Annotated in this window: 13 protein-coding genes; 6 read left to right on the forward strand and 7 right to left on the reverse strand. The window is 69.1% G+C overall.

The window, feature by feature from the left end; all coding sequences use genetic code 11:
* Window positions 1-83: 83 nt before the first annotated feature.
* The 4 genes from CHC08_RS31500 to CHC08_RS31515 all read left to right on the forward strand — a co-directional run bounded on the left by CHC08_RS31500 (window position 84) and on the right by CHC08_RS31515 (window position 4,047).
* The gene (locus CHC08_RS31500; protein WP_245878678.1) at window positions 84-1,028 is read left to right on the forward strand and encodes a DUF7064 domain-containing protein; all 945 of its coding nucleotides are present in this window, start codon (window positions 84-86) and stop codon (window positions 1,026-1,028) included.
* An 88-nt stretch (window positions 1,029-1,116) separates the two neighbouring features.
* Window positions 1,117-1,611, forward strand: a complete 495-nt coding sequence (locus tag CHC08_RS31505; RefSeq protein ID WP_089211015.1) for a hypothetical protein — start codon at window positions 1,117-1,119, stop codon at window positions 1,609-1,611.
* Between the two features lie 102 nt (window positions 1,612-1,713).
* Complete coding sequence (locus tag CHC08_RS31510) at window positions 1,714-2,481, forward strand: isoprenyl transferase (RefSeq protein ID WP_089211016.1); 768 nt, start codon at window positions 1,714-1,716, stop codon at window positions 2,479-2,481.
* A 222-nt stretch (window positions 2,482-2,703) separates the two neighbouring features.
* On the forward strand, window positions 2,704-4,047 hold the full coding sequence (locus CHC08_RS31515; protein WP_089211017.1) for a PhoH family protein: 1,344 nt from the start codon (window positions 2,704-2,706) through the stop codon (window positions 4,045-4,047).
* Window positions 4,048-4,286: 239 nt separating this feature from the next.
* On the opposite strand, the gene CHC08_RS31520 is transcribed toward CHC08_RS31515, so the two are convergent.
* Genes CHC08_RS31520 through CHC08_RS31530 form a run of 3 tightly spaced genes read right to left on the reverse strand, consistent with a single transcriptional unit; the run spans window position 4,287 to window position 6,912 of the window.
* Window positions 4,287-4,838 carry a hypothetical protein gene (locus tag CHC08_RS31520; protein ID WP_089211018.1) on the reverse strand — a complete coding sequence of 184 codons (552 nt, stop codon included), beginning with the start codon at window positions 4,836-4,838 and terminating at the stop codon, window positions 4,287-4,289.
* The gene (locus CHC08_RS31525) at window positions 4,835-6,232 is read right to left on the reverse strand and encodes a sensor histidine kinase (protein WP_245878681.1); all 1,398 of its coding nucleotides are present in this window, start codon (window positions 6,230-6,232) and stop codon (window positions 4,835-4,837) included. Before CHC08_RS31525 ends, CHC08_RS31520 begins: the two co-directional genes overlap by 4 nt.
* 5 nt (window positions 6,233-6,237) lie before the next feature.
* The gene (locus CHC08_RS31530; RefSeq protein ID WP_089211020.1) at window positions 6,238-6,912 is read right to left on the reverse strand and encodes a response regulator transcription factor; all 675 of its coding nucleotides are present in this window, start codon (window positions 6,910-6,912) and stop codon (window positions 6,238-6,240) included.
* Window positions 6,913-7,235: 323 nt separating this feature from the next.
* Between CHC08_RS31530 and CHC08_RS31535 the strand changes: the two genes are divergently transcribed.
* Window positions 7,236-7,940 (forward strand): aggregation-promoting factor C-terminal-like domain-containing protein, encoded by a 705-nt coding sequence (locus tag CHC08_RS31535; protein ID WP_089211021.1) that lies wholly within the window; start codon window positions 7,236-7,238, stop codon window positions 7,938-7,940.
* 60 nt (window positions 7,941-8,000) lie between these two features.
* Window positions 8,001-9,986 (forward strand): glycosyltransferase family 2 protein, encoded by a 1,986-nt coding sequence (locus CHC08_RS31540; protein WP_089211022.1) that lies wholly within the window; start codon window positions 8,001-8,003, stop codon window positions 9,984-9,986.
* A gap of 42 nt (window positions 9,987-10,028) precedes the next feature.
* On the opposite strand, the gene CHC08_RS31545 is transcribed toward CHC08_RS31540, so the two are convergent.
* From CHC08_RS31545 to CHC08_RS31560, 4 genes are all read right to left on the reverse strand, one after another.
* Window positions 10,029-11,471 carry a tannase/feruloyl esterase family alpha/beta hydrolase gene (locus tag CHC08_RS31545; RefSeq protein ID WP_245878679.1) on the reverse strand — a complete coding sequence of 481 codons (1,443 nt, stop codon included), beginning with the start codon at window positions 11,469-11,471 and terminating at the stop codon, window positions 10,029-10,031.
* Between the two features lie 3 nt (window positions 11,472-11,474).
* Entirely contained in the window at window positions 11,475-12,494 is a 1,020-nt protein-coding gene (locus CHC08_RS31550; RefSeq protein WP_089211024.1) for an alpha/beta fold hydrolase, read from the reverse strand.
* An 18-nt stretch (window positions 12,495-12,512) separates the two neighbouring features.
* Window positions 12,513-13,832 carry an MFS transporter gene (locus CHC08_RS31555; RefSeq protein ID WP_089211025.1) on the reverse strand — a complete coding sequence of 440 codons (1,320 nt, stop codon included), beginning with the start codon at window positions 13,830-13,832 and terminating at the stop codon, window positions 12,513-12,515.
* A 401-nt stretch (window positions 13,833-14,233) separates the two neighbouring features.
* On the reverse strand, window positions 14,234-16,084 hold the full coding sequence (locus tag CHC08_RS31560; protein ID WP_245878680.1) for a helix-turn-helix domain-containing protein: 1,851 nt from the start codon (window positions 16,082-16,084) through the stop codon (window positions 14,234-14,236).
* Window positions 16,085-16,234 lie beyond the last annotated feature (150 nt).

The following is a 16,234-nucleotide window of genomic DNA, read 5'->3' on the forward strand; positions in this document are numbered from 1 at the left end:
GGACTGTCCGCGCGCGGCGCGGTCGGCTAAATTGAGCCGATATCTAACCAAGCGCTTGCATCGGAGTGACCGTGGTGAAAATCGTGGATCACGGAACGTGGCCCCTGCGGGACGAGGACGAGGGGGCGCATCCGGTCGGCGTGGAGCCGCTGTGGAGCGAGTCCGTCTATCTCGACTTCACGACCCAGGACGGCTCGATCGCCGGATATATCCGGCTGGGGCTGTATCCCAACTGGAATCGCGCCTGGTACTGGGCATGCCTGGTCGGCAAGGACCGGCAGACGGTGCTGCTGGCCGACAACCACGCCACGCTTCCCGGGCCCGACCTCGTCGTGAAGGGCGAGGGATACCGGGCCACCCACGAGGTGACGCTCCCCATGCGCTCCTTCAGGCTGACCCTGAACGCCGAGGCGGCGGCCGTGCTGGACGACCCGGCGCAGGCCTACGCGGACACGGCCGGGGCCCGGACGACCTCGCTGGAGTTCGACCTGGAGTGGAAGACCGTCGGCGGGGTCTACCCCTACGGGTTCATCCCGCGCTACGAGATCCCCTGTGAGGTCGCCGGGGTGATCAGGGTCGGTGACGAGGAGATCCCCTTCTCCGGGCACGGTGAGCGCGACCACAGCTGGGGTGAGCGCGACTGGTGGCAGGTCTCGTGGCTGTGGAGTTCCGGACGTCTCGACGACGGGACGTTCTTCCACGGCATGCGGGCCAACGTCGGCTTCGAGATGCCCTGGCCGTGCTTCACGGTCCCGCCCGACGGCGTGCTGGACCACCGCGAGGGCTTCACCGCGACCAGCGAGTTCGGTGAGAACGGCTTCCCCGTCCAGTCGTGGCTGGCCGTGCCGGGAGCCCCGCTGACGGTCGTGCCCGTCAGTTTCGCCCCGGTCGCGATGACCTCCCCGGACGGTGCGATCGCGCACTTTCCCCGGGCCCTGTGCCGCTTCGAGGCCGCCGACGGCCGCTCGGGTCACGGCTGGACGGAATGGCACCAGCCGCCCGGGTGGCGAGGGCATGAGTGGCGTTGATCATGTTTTGGCGGCCTTCGTCAGGGATAACCTCTCTGAGGTGGGGGGACTGCGTTGTCTTGATGGTTCATATCTGACGGTTACGCCGGTGGCGTGCCGGGACGGTGCCGGCTCGCCGTACGAGATCACGCTTGAACTCCACCGCGACGGCGCGCTGTACGGAACGGTGGGTGAGCGGTGCGGCCGGCTCCTCACCCGGCTGGCCAAGGGGGTCGCCGAGGCCCGCGCCGGCCATGAGGCGCACTGGCCCGATCCCGACGACCGCTTCCCCGACGACCACTTCCCCAACGACGGAGAACTGTTCGCCTTTCGTTATCGGACCAGGAACGGGGTCGTCGGCGAGGGCGAACTCCGGTGCCGGTTGCGGACGATTCCGACCTGGATTCCCGAATGGCGAGGGCCGGGCGGGGAGTGGCGGCTCACGAGGAGAGCCTTTGTGGAGGCCGGAGACGGTGACGGGGCAGATCATCTGCAAGCGGTTCTGACCTCGGCGGAGTTGGGTGTCTTCGTGGAGGCTCTCGTCGCGGAGGCCGAGGAGTGCCTGAGCCCGCAGAAGTCCGGCAACTCCGCCAGATCCCTGTAGTAACTCCGTCAGAACCCTGTAGAGGGGGCAGAGGGGTCCGCGGGGCGGTGATAATTGCCTGTCAGCGCCCTTCGACGGCGGGCGTTGAGGGGGAGGACTCCAATGGGCGTGCGCGATCTCGTCTACCGGCTGTACGAACGAAGGCTGGAAGCGAAGCTGTCCCGGCAGAAGGAGACCGCTCCCCGGCACGTCGGCGTCATCGTCGACGGTAACCGGCGCTGGGCGCGTTCGATGGGCATCGACGATGTGAGCCGAGGCCACAGAAAAGGCGCCGACAAGATCTCCGAGTTGCTCGGCTGGTGCCGGGAGGCCGGTGTTGAGGTTGTCACGGTCTGGCTGCTGTCCAGCGAGAACATCAACCGCTCCAAGGACGAGCTGGACCTCCTGATGAAGATCATTGAGGACGTGGTCCAGGAACTCGTGGCCGATGGATGGCACATCAAGCCCATGGGAGCGCTTGATCTTCTGCCCGATCACACGGCCCATGTCCTGAAAAATGCAAAAGAAGCAACATCACATCGTCCGGGTTTGATTGTGAACGTTGCCGTTGGGTATGGAGGAAGGCGTGAGATCGCTGATGCGGTGCGCTCCCTTCTTCAGGAGCATGCGAGCAAGGGCGCAAGCATCGAGGACCTGGTCGAGGTCCTCGATGTTGAGCACATCGCGGAGCATCTCTACACGCGCGGTCAGCCCGACCCGGATCTGGTCATCCGGACCTCGGGAGAGCAGCGCCTCTCCGGCTTCCTGCTCTGGCAGAGCGCTCACTCCGAGTTCTACTTCTGCGAGGCCTACTGGCCTGACTTCCGCAGAGTCGACTTCTTGCGGGCTCTCCGCTCATATGCCGCGCGAAACCGACGGTACGGCTCCTGAAATACCACATGAACACCATCTTTCGGTCAAGCTTGGACCATTGGAAGACGGGCATTCAGGACGTACCGTAAGAAGTAGGAGAGCGCAGCTCACCTACGCCGGAAGAGGGCCCGCCTTTGCGTCACGACCTGCCAAGGAGGGCCGGTCAACGGTGCCTCCTCGACAGTCGCGAGCGTGGGCCCGGGGCCGGTCCGCATCCCAGCTCATGGCAGGGCGCCTCCCATGGCGCCCGGGGGAGAACGCGTGGCAAACCCTTCGTCCTCACCTACGTCGTCGGTCACCAAGCGGCGTACGTACGTCCTGGACACCTCAGTCCTTTTGGCGGATCCGGCGGCGATGGGCCGCTTCGCCGAGCATGAGGTCGTCCTCCCGATCGTCGTCATCACCGAGTTGGAGGGCAAACGCCATCATCCAGAGCTCGGATACTTCGCGCGCAAAGCGCTGAGGTACCTCGACGACCTCCGGGTGACACACGGGCGGTTGGACGAGCCCATGCCGATCGGCGAGGGCACCATACGGGTCGAGCTCAATCACAGTGACCCGTCGATCCTGCCCGTAGGCTTTCGGCTCGGCGACAACGACACCCGCATCCTGACCGTGGCCCGTACCCTCGCCGCAGAGGGACATGACGTGGTGCTGGTCTCCAAAGACCTGCCCATGCGCGTCAAGGCCGCTTCCATCGGACTCACCGCGGACGAATACCGTGCCGAACTCGCCGTGGAGTCCGGCTGGACCGGCATGGCCGAGCTGCAGGTGACCACGGAGGACGTCGAGACGCTCTTCGAACACGGCACCGCCGACCTGGTGGACGCCCGTGACCTGCCGACCCACACCGGCCTGCGACTGCTGTCCAGCAGGGGCTCGGCGCTGGGACGGGTGCTGCCGGACAAATCGGTGCGGCTGGTGCGCGGAGACCGAGAGGTGTTCGGACTGCACGGCCGTTCGGCCGAGCAGCGGATCGCGCTCGACCTTCTGATGGACCCGGAGGTCGGCATCGTCTCGATGGGCGGTCGTGCCGGCACCGGCAAGTCCGCGCTGGCTCTCTGCGCGGGGCTGGAGGCGGTCCTGGAGCGCCGCCAGCATCGCAAGGTCATCGTCTTCCGCCCGCTGTACGCCGTGGGCGGCCAGGATCTGGGATACCTGCCCGGTTCGGAGAGCGAGAAGATGGGCCCGTGGGGGCAGGCCGTCTACGACACCCTCGGCGCGGTCACCACACCCGAGGTGATCGAGGAGGTCATGGATCGGGGCATGCTCGAGGTTCTTCCCCTCACCCACATCCGAGGTCGCTCCCTGCACGACGCGTTTGTCATCGTGGACGAGGCGCAGTCGCTGGAACGCGGGGTGCTGCTCACGGTGCTGAGCCGAATCGGCGCCAACTCCAGGGTCGTGCTCACCCACGACATCGCCCAGCGGGACAACCTGCGGGTGGGCCGGCATGACGGTGTGGTCGCGGTGGTGGAGAAGCTCAAGGGCCATCCGCTGTTCGCGCACGTCACGCTGACCCGCTCGGAGCGCTCGCCGATCGCCGCACTGGTCACCGAGATGCTGGAAGACGTCACGATTTAACCGTCGGAAGACCGGCGCCCGGCGAACGCGCGTTCGCCGGGCGCCGGCCCACGGGTGGCGGCGGTCGATCCCCGGCCGTCAGTCCCCGGCGGTCGATCCCCGGCCGTCGATCCCCGGTCGTCAGCCCCCGGCGGTCGATCCCGGCCGCAGTCCCCGGCCGTCGATCCTCAGTCATCCCTCAGTCGCCGGGTCTCGGCCGTTGACCTTCGGCCGTCGGTTCTCCGGTCTGGGGAGAGCCCTTACGGCGGGAGCCGCACTCCCGGGGCCGCGAGCCCGCGGTACTCGAAGCAGGTGTGTTCCCCCATCGAGTCGGGGGTTCCCGGGAACAGCCGGGTCACCTCGACGCTCCAGATGCTCTCCTGCTTGTTCTGCCGGATGGTGCAGGTGATCTGGGCGAGCCCCGCCGTGGAGATCCTGCCCTCGCCCGTGATGATCACGTTCAGCCGGTAGCCCAGATTCTCCTCGAGATCGTTCTGCTTGTTCCTGACGTCGTCGGAGTATCTGGTGGTCTTGGTGTCGTAGGCGCTGAAACCGTTGAGCGCGCTGGTGAGGCCCGGTTTCGGCGGCTGTTTCCCGGCCCGGAACAGGGTGTCGACGACGTTCTTGACGGAGTCGGAGCTCACCGGGATCCTGACGGGCTCCAGCCGGCCGTCGCGGAGCAGATAGACCGTCACCCAGGTGGGGCTGTAACTGATCACCGGCGGGCGGCCCTGGTCCTGGACCTCGCTGGGGGAGATGCCGCATCCGGCGAGGGTCAGGATGGCCGCGAGCAGGCAGGCGAGCCGTTTCATGCCGGGGGCAGCCAGACCGTGAACAGGGTGTTGAACTCCTGTGAGCGGACCGAGATCGTGCCGCCGTGCAGGTGGGCGTTGGCCCGCGCGATGGACAGGCCGAGCCCGCTGCCGTCGCCCCGGGCGCCCGCCTTGTAGAAACGGTTGAACACGTGGGGCAGATCCGCCGCGGGGATTCCCTTGCCGTGGTCGCGCACCTTTACCTCCAGTCCGTTCGGCGTGCTCCTGGCGGTCACCACCACGGGAGGCTCACCATGGCGCAGGGCGTTGCCCACGAGGTTCGCCAGGATCACGTCGAAGCGCCGGGGATCGACGGAGAAGGTCAGTCCCTGCGGCACGTTCACCCGTACTCGCTCCGACCAGCCTCGTACCTCCAGGCAGTCGCAGATCGCATCGGCGATGCCCACGGTGTCCACGTTCAGCGTCGCCGTGCCCGAGTCGAACCGGCTCGCCTCGATGAGCTGCTCCACCAGGGTCCGCAGCCGTTTGATCTCCTGCAGCACCAGCCGTACGGCCGCCGCGGGTTCGGGGGGCAGCCGATCGGCCTCCTCGGAAAGCATGTCGGTGACCGCCGTCATCGCGGTCAGCGGGGTCCTGAGCTCGTGGGAGACGTCGGCCACGAACCGGCGGGACATCGCCTCCAGCGAGCGCAGCTCGGACACGCTCCGCTCCAGGGCCGCCGCGGTGTCGTTGAACGTGGCGGTGAGCTCGGAGAGCTCGTCCTGGCCGTTCACGGGCAGGCGGGTGTCCAGGTGACCGGCGCCGAGCGCGCGGGCCGCGGAGCCGAGCCTCCTGACCGGCAGCAGGACCTGCCGGGCCGACACCAGCGCCAGGGCGAGGGCGATGATCAGCATGATGGCCCCCGCGGCCGCCAGCGGCTGCCGCATCCCGGTCAGGAGATGCTCCTCCTCGGAGAGGGGGACGAACACGAAGACGCTCATCCCGGTGGGCTGGGCCGTGTGGATGGGCTCTATCCGCCAGACGGGGGTGGCGACGATCAGCCACATGCTCCCCTTGATCATCTGGCGTTTGGCCACCATCCGCTGGGTGGCCCGGAGGGCGACGTCGACGGGGACGTCGCTCATGGTGAAGTCCCCGTCGGGGTAGAGGTAGTCCTCGTAGCGGACCACCACCTTGCCGCCCGGCGAGCGCAGACTCTTCTGCAACGCGCTGATCTGCGCGTTGGTCGGCGGGCTGTCGCCCGGCCAGAGCGCGCCGATGGGCACCCTGATGCCTTCGAGCGTGTCGCGCACGTCGCTCACGGCCACCTGCTCGGCGCGGTCGATCACCCGGCGCTTGACGAGCTCGTAGCCGATCCCCGCGACCAACGCGGAGGCCGTGATGGCGATCAGGGTGAAGATGATGACCAGACGTCCGCGCAGCCCGACGTACATCCGCTTCACGGCGGGCTGAAACGGTAGCCGAATCCGCGGACCGTGTGGATGAACTCGGGCTCGGCGGGCACTGCCTCGATCTTGGCCCGGACCCGCTGGACGCAGGCGTCCACCAGCCGGGAGTCGGCGACGTGGGTGTGGTCCCAGACGGCCCGCAGCAGGTATCTGCGGTTGAGCACCTGGCCGGGGTGGCGGACCAGTTCGAGCAGGAGCCGCAGCTCCGTGGGGGTCAGGTGGACCTCCCGGCCCTCCAGCGACACCTTGAGCGCCCCCCGGTCGATGACCAGCTCACCGAAGGTGATGCGGTCGGAGGCGACCGACTCCGCCCGGCGTAGGACGGCGCGGATCCGGGCGTCCAGCACGCGGGGCTCGACCGGCTTGACCACGTAGTCGTCGGCGCCCGCCTCCAGCCCCACCACCACGTCGAGGTCGTCACCCCTGGCCGTGAGCAGGATCACCGGCAGCTGGTCCATCTTGCGGATGCGGCGGCACACCTCGACTCCGTCGATGCCCGGCAGCATCACGTCGAGGATGGCGATCTCGGGACGGCGCGAGCGGATGTGCTCGAGCGCCTCCTCGCCGGTGGCGTAGGAGGTGACGGTGTGGCCCTGACGGGTCAGCGCGAGCTCCAGTCCGGTTCGGACCGAAAGATCGTCTTCAACAAGGAGGATGCCAGCCACCCGGACATTATTCTGCCAATGTCCACTAATGACCGCTTCGACACAGAACCGTGACATGGGGCGGACGGGATCTCATGGGGCACCAGAGGGCTCATGAGGCCTTCTTTTCGCCATAAAAGTGCTTAAGACCAGGCTTGTTCCTAAATTGTGAGCAAAGTCACATTGGTATGCTAAATGCCATGAAAGCGCATGTGACCTGGCGCTTAAGTCATGAAAAAGCCGGGAAACGTCATAGGTAACACCAACCAACTCTCTGGTTTCGGTTGCGGACCACCCCCCTGTGCACGGCAAGCTCATAGGTCGTGAGTCCAGGATCGCCACACTTGAAGGAGCGCTCAGCTCCCCGTGCCCGCCGTTCGACCAGAAGGTCGGCCAAGGCCAAGACACCGGGCTGGCTGACCCCCAAGCGTGTCATGATCTCCGGCGCCCTGATCGTGATCTTCGTGGGCGGCGGAACCTTCACCGCCTACACCGCGATCCAGAACGCGTCGGCCCCGCAGGGACCGCCCGTCTCGCTGGACGACATGGCGAAGATGTTCGGCGGCGACCCGTTCGGCCCCGACCTTCAGGCCGACATGCTCAAGGAGCAGGCCGCCCAGGCGCTCAAGGCCGACGCGCTGGCGGCCGAGAGAGATCATCGCAAGGTGCTCAACCCGATCAAGATCGTCGAAGAGGCGCCGGGCGGCGACGGATTCGCCCCGCAGAAGCTTCCTCCCGGCACGTCCAACCCGACCGGCAACAAGGCGCTGGGCAAGCAGATGCTCGACGCGCGCGGCTGGTCCGACCAGTGGGGCTGCCTGGAGTCGCTGTGGACGAAGGAGAGCGGCTGGAACGAGCGTGCGATGAACACCTCCAGCGGCGCCTACGGCATCCCCCAGTCGCTTCCCGGCTCCAAGATGGCCAGCGCGGGCGGTGACTGGCAGACCAGTGCGGCCACCCAGATCGAGTGGGGGCTCGGCTATATCAAGGCCCGCTATGGCACGCCCTGTGGCGCCTGGGGCCATTCCCAGGCCAAGGGCTGGTACTGAGAGGCCAGGAGTCGGCAAGTCTTACCGCGTCCCGGGCGCGGGCGTCGCACCCTTGGCCGCATGAATGTGAAGGTCAGCGTGGTGGTGCCGGTGCACAACCCCGGTGATGGCGCCGACACCTGTATCCGGTCGGTGCTGGAACAGTCGATGGCCTCGGACGAATACGAGGTCATCTTCGCCGACGACGGATCGGACGACGGGATCCAGCAGCGTCTCGACGCCGTCGCCGCCGTGCGCTCGAACGTGAGGGTGCTCCATCTGACGCCGACGGGGTCGCCGATGCGCGGCCGCAACGTCGCGTTGGTGGTCGCCAGGGGCGAGTACGTCTACATGATGGGGCAGACGGACCGCCTGGAACGGACCGCCCTGGAGAAGATGTACGAGCGCGCCGTCGAGACCGAGGCCGACATCCTCATCGGGCGGCTGGTCAACGACCAGGCACCCCCGTCCACGATCTTCGACGCCAACCGCGAGCGCGCCGACATCGTCAAGGACCGGCTGCTGTCGCTGCTCACGCCGCACAAGCTCTTCCGCAGGGCGTTCCTGGACGCCGAGGCGCTGAACTTCGCGGACCCCGGCGGACGCCTGGCCGAACAGGCGTTCGTGGTCCGCGCCTACCTGCGGGCCAAGGTCATCACGATTCTGGCCGACCAGGTCTGCTGCCACGTCGAGGAGCAGCCCGAGCCGCCCGCCGACCCCTACGTGTGGGCCGCCGAGCTGCGCGAACTGCTCGACATCATCGACGGAGAGGTCCCCGAGGGACGCCAGCGGGACCGGATGTACGCGCACTGGTTCCGCACCGCGGTGCTGCGCCGGCTCGGGGGAGCCGAGTTCGTCTCGTCCGCCCGGAACCGGGCGGCCGTCTTCACGACCCTGCGCGAGGTGGCCGTCCAGCGCTTCCCCCAGCGTCTGGACCACTACGTGCCCGTGCATCTGCGGGCCCGCGCCGCGCTGCTTCGCGCGGGAAGGCTCGACCAGCTCCTCGTGCTGGACAAGGCCATGCGCGGCACCCGCCTGCGGGCCGACCTCCAGGAGGTCCTCTGGGACGACGGCGTGTTCACCATGGGGCTCACCGTGGAGATCATGCAGGCCGACGGCACCCCGATCCGCTTCCTCCCGCACGGTGAGGACGGCCTGCTCTGGGAGCCGCCGGTGCCCCTCGACGGGATTCGCCTCCCGCCCGAACTGGCCGACGTCGGCCAGGCCGCCTCCCGGGCCCGGCTGGAGGTCTACATCAGGCACTCCGGCACCGGGGTCGTCTACTTCCTGCCCGTGAGCTGCTCGATGACCCGCATCCGGCAGCGCGACGGGGTCAAGGTCAGATTGCAGGTCACGGGGACGGCCCGGCTGGACGTGAACTCCGCGGCCCTCGGCCGTCCGCTGTCGCCGGGACGCTGGGAGATCCACGTGCGCATGTACGCCGGGACGCACAAGGCGCGCACCCGCGTGACCGGATCACCGCTGAACTGCACGGGGACGCTGGCCGACTACTCCAAGCGGCTGGTCATCCCCTGGTGGTCCGACCAGGGTGAGCTGGGCATCTGCGTGGAGCCCCGCTCGTTCTCCGAATCGATCGTCCTGGTCTCGCCGGGGACGACGATCACCCAGCAGCGCGGGCACGTTTTTGTCGTCGTGCCCGTGCCGTACGTGCCGCCGAGCGGAGGGCCGCCCGCTGAGCTGGTGTTACGCCGGCCCACGGGCAGGGAACGCGAGGTCTGCGTGCCCGCCCTGGTCGAGCCGGGCGTCCCGGGGGAGCTCGCCGGACGGCTGATCGCCAAGGTTCCGGTCCGGCGGGTGCGCGGGGAGGGCTTTCTGACCCCGGGAGACTGGTCGCCGTTCCTGCGGGTGGACGACCAGGAGGTCGGGCTCCGTTTCACGGTGGAGATGAGGCGGGGCGGACGGGTGGAGATCCGCGAGTCCACCGCCGCCCGGAACCCCGGGCCCTGGTATTCGGCGCTGAGGCGCGTCGGGCTGTGGATTCCCGGGGCCCGCGGCACGGTCCGGGCGATCCGGACCGTGCGGCGGCGTTACCAGGACGTGAGCTAGCGCCTCAGCCGGCGGGGGGCCTCTCCGGTGCCGGAGAGGAGGTCATCCGCCGAGCCGGCACTCGTTGGCGAGGTCCCCGCTCGTCGGACGCGGCAGGGTGGCGCTCGGCGGCGGGCTCTTCTTCCGCTCCACCCAGCCCTCCAGGGACTCGAACGCGCTGCGGAAGCACGGCAGCAGCGGCCTGAGCTTGTCGGGGTAGGTGGCGTAGAGGCCGTCCACGTGGTTGCCGTCGGTGATCCGGTAGTAGCGGAACGGCCTGCGGTCGCCGACCATGTCCGCGTAGACGTCGCTGGAACGGGAGATCGGCAACAGCGTGTCCAGCGTGCCGTGGATCGTGATCAGCGGCTTGCCGATCTTGCCGGTGAGACCGATCTTCTTCATCGCCTTGTACGGCTTGCGCGCGTCGTAGTCGTAGTCGGCGTCGCACGCCGGGGTGCCCGAGGCGCAGAAGGGAGTGCCCGCCACCGTGTCACCGTCGAAGGAGGGGTCCAGCTCCTCGCGGTAGACGCGCTGGGTGAGGTCCCAGTAGTACTGGTAGTGGTAGGGCCACAGGAACTCCGAGCCCTTGGCGAAACCGGCGTCGTACATCCCCTGGGTGTCGCCCTTGGGATAGGCCCGCAGCGCCGGGGGCAGGTAGTTGAGCAGGTTGTCGCCCTCGGTCCGCCAGAGCGTGCCCTCCCAGTCGACCCCGCCGTCATAGAGCTTGGCCTGGTTCTCCAGCTGCCAGCGGACCAGGTAGCCGCCGTTGGAGATGCCCGCGGCGTAGGTCCGCTGGGGAGCCTTGCCGTACCGCTGCGCGACGACGGCCTTGGCCGCGATCGCGACCTGCGTGACCCGGTCGTTCCACTCGGCGACCGCGTCGCCTGGCTTGCGGCCGTCGAGGTAGAAGGTGGCGCCGACGTTGCCCTTGTCCGTCACGGCGTACGCGTAGCCCTTGGCCAGGGCCCAGTCGGAGATGGTGAAGTCGTTGGCGTACTGCTCCCGGTTGCCGGGAGTGCCCGTCACGACCAGCCCGCCGTTCCATCGGTCGGGCAGCCGGAGCACGAACTGGGAGTCGTGGTTCCAGCCGTGGCTCGTGTTGAAGGTCGAGGTGTCGGGGAAGTAGCCGTCGATCTGGATGCCGGGGACGCCCGTGGGGTTGACCGCCCCCGCGGGGTGCAGCCCCGCCCAGTCGGCGGGGTCGGTGTGCCCCGAGACGGTGGTGCCCGCCGTGGTGAGATCGTCCAGGCAGGCCTTCACCTGGAGCTCGGCCCCCGGGACCTTCACCCGGTCCACCCGCGCGCAGTGCCCGTTCGACGAGGCTCCCGCCACTCCGGCGCCCGCGGCCGGCGCACCCGTCACCAGGGCGGCCGCGGTGGCGATGGTGAGTCCGGCGGCCATCATGGCTCTGCGCGGCCCCGCGGACGCGGCCTCGCGTGGTCCCGCCTGGGCCGGCATGTCCGGGGTGGGGCGCGGCCACAGACGCAGGCTTGAGGGTTTACGCATCGGTCAGCTCCGCTTCAGGTGGTCGGAGAGGGCGCTGCGGAACTCTCCGGGGCGTTCGATGTGAGGGCTGTGGCCGGAGTCCAGGACGACCTCGGTGTGGTTGCCGTACCGTTCGAGCACGGCCCGGGTCTGGGAGATCATCGGCTGCGCCGGGGTGCCGTCCGAGCCGGGGATGGCGCCGAGGGCGCCCAGGTGGGCCAGGTCGAACAGCGAGGTGTCGGAGACGATCACGTCCGCCTCGCCCCTGATCCACAGGATCGGCGGCTTGGGGTCGATCGTGTGCAGGTCGTCGAGCCGGAAGTGCGTCGGCGCGATCGAGTTGAGAACGCCTCGCGTGCCGGGGGCGACCCCGGGCCAGATGTCGGAGCCGACCGCGTCGCCCGGGTAGTGGTCGTCGCCGATCCTCGTGGAGAGCATGGAGGCGACGAAGGCGTCCTCGTCCGCGTCCTCGATCACCGTGCCGGGCTTGACGTACGTCGTCCTGAACACGTTCCTCGGAGACACCGGGGAGTCCGCGGAGGTGTCCCCGGCCGCGAGCAGCTTCACGAAGTCGAGGTTCGCCGCCCCGGCCCCGCCGCCGATCCCGTCGGGGTGGTTCAGCGCGCCGTCCGCCCCGTGCGTGCCGCCGAAGCCGTACGGCGAGATCGGGTTGACCAGGGTCACGCTCCGCACGACGGCCGGCCGGTCGCGCAGCACCTGCAGGACCACCCCACCGCCCATGCTCCAGCCCACGAGGTGCACGCCGTCCAGTTCGAGGGCGTCGATCAGCGCGAGTACGTCGTCGGAGTAGTCGCGCAGGCCGCGGGTGGCGTCGACGGGCGCGGGATCGGTGTCGCCGAAGCCCCGCAGGTCGACGGCGAGCGGCCGGTAGTCGTCCGCCAGGGCGATCATCGTGTCCCGCCAGAAGGCGGCGCTCGACACGTTGCCGTGTACGAACAGCACCGCCTCGCCTCCGGTCTGACCGGTCGACAGGACGTTCTGCGTGATCCGGGCGGTGGGGACCGGCCGGTTCTCAAGGTCCATCAGATATCTCCGTACGGCTTAGCGAGTGGTCGATACTTCTTCGGGGGTGCCGAGGGTGGCGAGGTCGCGGTCCTTGGTCTCACGGGAGACGTACACGGTGACCAGGGTGATCGCGGCGGCGACGGCCATGTAGATCATGACGGGGAAGGCCGAGTCGTAGGCGTCCAGCAGGGCGACCGCGATCAGCGGCGCCAGGGCGCCCGCGACGATCGAGGCGAGCTGGGAGCCGATGGACACGCCCGAGTAGCGCATTCTCGTGGCGAACAGCTCCGAGAAGTACGCGGCCTGCGGGCCGTACATCGCGCCGTGCAGGATCAGCCCGACCGTCACCGCCAGGGTGACCGCGGCGAAGTTCTTGGTGTCGATCAGGGGGAAGAACGCGAAGGCCCACAGGCCCACCCCGGCGGCGCCGAGCAGGTAGACCGGACGGCGGCCGAGCTTGTCGGAGAGCGCGCCCCACATGGGGATCGTGACGAAGTGCACGGCGGATGCGATCAGCACCGCGTTGAGCACGACGGGCTTGGACAGCCCCGCCGAGGTCGTCGCGTACACCAGCACGAACGCGGTGATCACGTAGTAGGAGACGTTCTCCCCGAAGCGGGCGCCGATCGCGATCAGCACGTCCCGCCGGTGGTACTTGAACACGTCCACGATCGGCATGCTCTGGGAGGGCTTGGTGTTCGCGAGCGCCTGCTGGAAGATCGGCGACTCGTCGATGGACAGCCGGATCCACAGGCCGATCAGCACCAGCACGCCGGAGAGCAGGAACGGAATGCGCCAGCCCCAGCTCGTGAAGGCCTCGTCGGTCTGGACCGCGGCCAGGATCGCGAGCACCGCGGTGGCCAGCAGGTTGCCGCTGGGCACGCCGGCCTGCGGCCAGGAGGCCCAGAAGCCGCGACGCTTCGGGTCTCCGTGCTCGGAGACGATGAGCACCGCGCCGCCCCACTCACCGCCGAGGGCGAAGCCCTGGATGAGCCGGAGCAGGGTCAGCAGCAGCGGAGCCAGCGCGCCGACCGCCGCGTGGGTCGGCAGGCAGCCGATCAGGAAGGTCGCGCCCCCCATCATCAGCAGGCTGAGGACCAGGAGCTTCTTGCGGCCGAGCCGGTCGCCGAAGTGGCCGAAGACCAGGGCGCCCACCGGTCGGGCGATGAAGCCCACCGCGTAGGTGAGGAGCGCCAGCAGGGTGCCGGTGAGCGGGTCCGACGAGGGGAAGAACAGGGCGGGGAAGACCAGGGCGGCGGCCGAGCCGTACAGGAAGAAGTCGTACCACTCGATCGTCGTGCCGACGAGACTGGCGGCGACGATCCTTCCGATGGGGGTGCGGGTGTTTTCTACCATCTCACTCACCAATGGGTAGAACTGTTGGGGGGATGTCGGCTCACGGTACGTAGTGACCGGCGTCACTCCTATGGCGATGGTCTCCATACCGAATGGCAGGGCTATGTGGATGTGTGCGACTGCCGCGGAGAGCGATCCGAGTGGGGCGGGAGGAAGCGGGTGACCGCACCGCTGGAAGCGGGTCACGACGTGGGCTGTCAGGCCACGGTACGGCCATGAAGTGGATCCACGTCGTGGGCTGCGAGGTCACGATACGGGCCACGACGTAGATCACGACGGGACCGGCGGCGGGCGCCGGCCCTCATCGGAGTGATCGCGGCAGGCGGAGAACCGCGGGAGTTCCACCTCGTCACAGGCTCACAGGCCCGGGTTCTGCCCGCTGCGGTCACGGGGATTTCGGGCTATCGGCTGAGGCGGTGGAGGCGGAGGGCGAGCTGGATCTCCAGGGCGCGCTCGGGCTCCTGCCAGCCCGTGCCGAGGAGCTGGGCGATCCGGTCCAGCCGCTGGGTGACGGTGTTGACGTGGATGTGCAGGGCGTCGGCCGTACGGGAGAGTGAGCCGCCCGCGCCGAAATAGGCGGTGAGCGTGCGGGTCAGCGCGGTGCCTCTGCGGGCGTCGTAGTCGATCACCGGGCCGATCACCGAGCCGAGGAACGACTCGATGTCCTGCCCGTCGCCGACGAGAAGCCCGACGAAGCCCAGCTCGGTGGGGCTCGCTCCCTCACCGGCCCGGCCCAGGGCCAGCAGCGCGTCGGCGCAGCGCCGCGCCTCGTGGTGGGCGGTGGCGACCGCGGCGGGCCCGCGCACCGGGCCGGAGGCGCCCGCGGTGGCCGGATGGCCGAGCGAGGCGCTCAGCTCGGACGCCACCCGTTTGGCGAGGTGTCCCGGCCGGTCGCCGGGCAGTAACAGCACCACCTCGTCCCCGTGCTGGGCGGCGAGGCCGTGGTTCAGCGTGGCCTGGGAGGAGGCCCAGAAGGCGGCGCGCTCACGCTGGCCGCCGTGACGGACCACGACCACGACGTGGCCGGCGTCCAGGTCCACCCCGACCCGCCTGGCGCGTTCGGCCAGGCCGTCGAGGGCGGGACGGGAGATCAGGTCGTTGAGCAGCTCGCCCCTGACCCGGCCCTCCGCCTCGGCCACCGTACGGCGGAACAGCAGCAGCAACGCGGTGACCAGGGCGGCCCGTTCGAGGATGCGCTGGTCGGTGTCCGCCACGTGGCCGTCCGCCCGCAGCACGAGCGTGCACAGCGGCTCGGCCCCCACGTCCACCGAGGCGACCAGCAGGTTTCCCTTCTTCACGGTGCGGCCCAGCGCCCGCGACGACTGGGCGGCGTCGAACACCCCGGCGTCCAGCTCACCCGCGTCCCCGGTGATCGGCCGTCCGGCGTCGTCCAGTACGGCCAGCGAGCCGCCCAGCACCTCCGTCACCACCGCGGCCACGTCCTCGACCCCGCCGCCGCGCAGCACCAGCCCGGTCATCCGGTCGTGCGCGAGCGCGGCACGCTCCACGGCCTGGCTGTGCGCGTTCACCTGCCGGTTGGCCTCGCTGAGCTCCTCCAGCGCGTTTCTGGTCTCCTGCAGCAGCCGGGCGTTGTCGATCGCCACCGCCGCGTGCGCGGCCAGCGAGCCGAGCAGGACCACCTCGTCCTGGTTGAACGGCCGTACGCTCCGGTTCGCGGCGAACAGCACGCCGATCACCCGCGCGCCGAGCTTGAGCGGCACGCCCAGAATGGCGACCAGGCCTTCCTCCAGCACGGCGTCGTCGATGTGGGTCTTGTGGCGAAAGCGCCCGTCGGCGAAGTAGTCGGCCGTCGAGTACGGCGTGGCGGTCTGGGCCACCAGCCCGCCGAGACCGGCGCCCATGGCCAGCCTCAGCGCGCGGAACTTGGCCGACACCGAGCCGTCGGTCACCCGCATCCAGGTGTCGCCCCGCTCGGAGTCGTGCAACGTCATGTAGGCGGCGTCGGTGCCGAGCAACTGCCTGGCCCGGTGCACGATGGCCTCCAGGACGGCGTCCAGATCCCGCAGCCCGGCCAGGTCGCCCGCGGTGTCGAACAGCGCCGACAGCTCCGCCTCCCGCTTGGCCCTGCGCCGCAGCAGCGCCCGCACCTTCAACGCGGTGAGCTTGGCCTCCTCCAGTTCGGCCAGCGTCACCGCGTCGGCCCCGCCGGTCCTGGCGGCGAGGATGGGCCCCTCGAACTCGACCGCCGATGCTTCTCTGGCCAATAACTCGAGGAAGACCCGTGCGCTCATGCCGTCTATTCTCATGGCGACGCTGCGCGTCGCGGTTCGGGCGCTCTTACCCGGTGAGCTTCCCTCGTCACGCGTCCGCTCCGCGCTGCATCAATGGCGACGCTGCGCATCGCGGTTCGGACGCTCTTACCCGGCGAGCTTCCCTCGTCA

It is taken from the genome of Streptosporangium subroseum, from assembly GCF_900188345.1.
Taxonomy (GTDB): Bacteria; Actinomycetota; Actinomycetes; order Streptosporangiales; family Streptosporangiaceae; genus Streptosporangium; species Streptosporangium subroseum.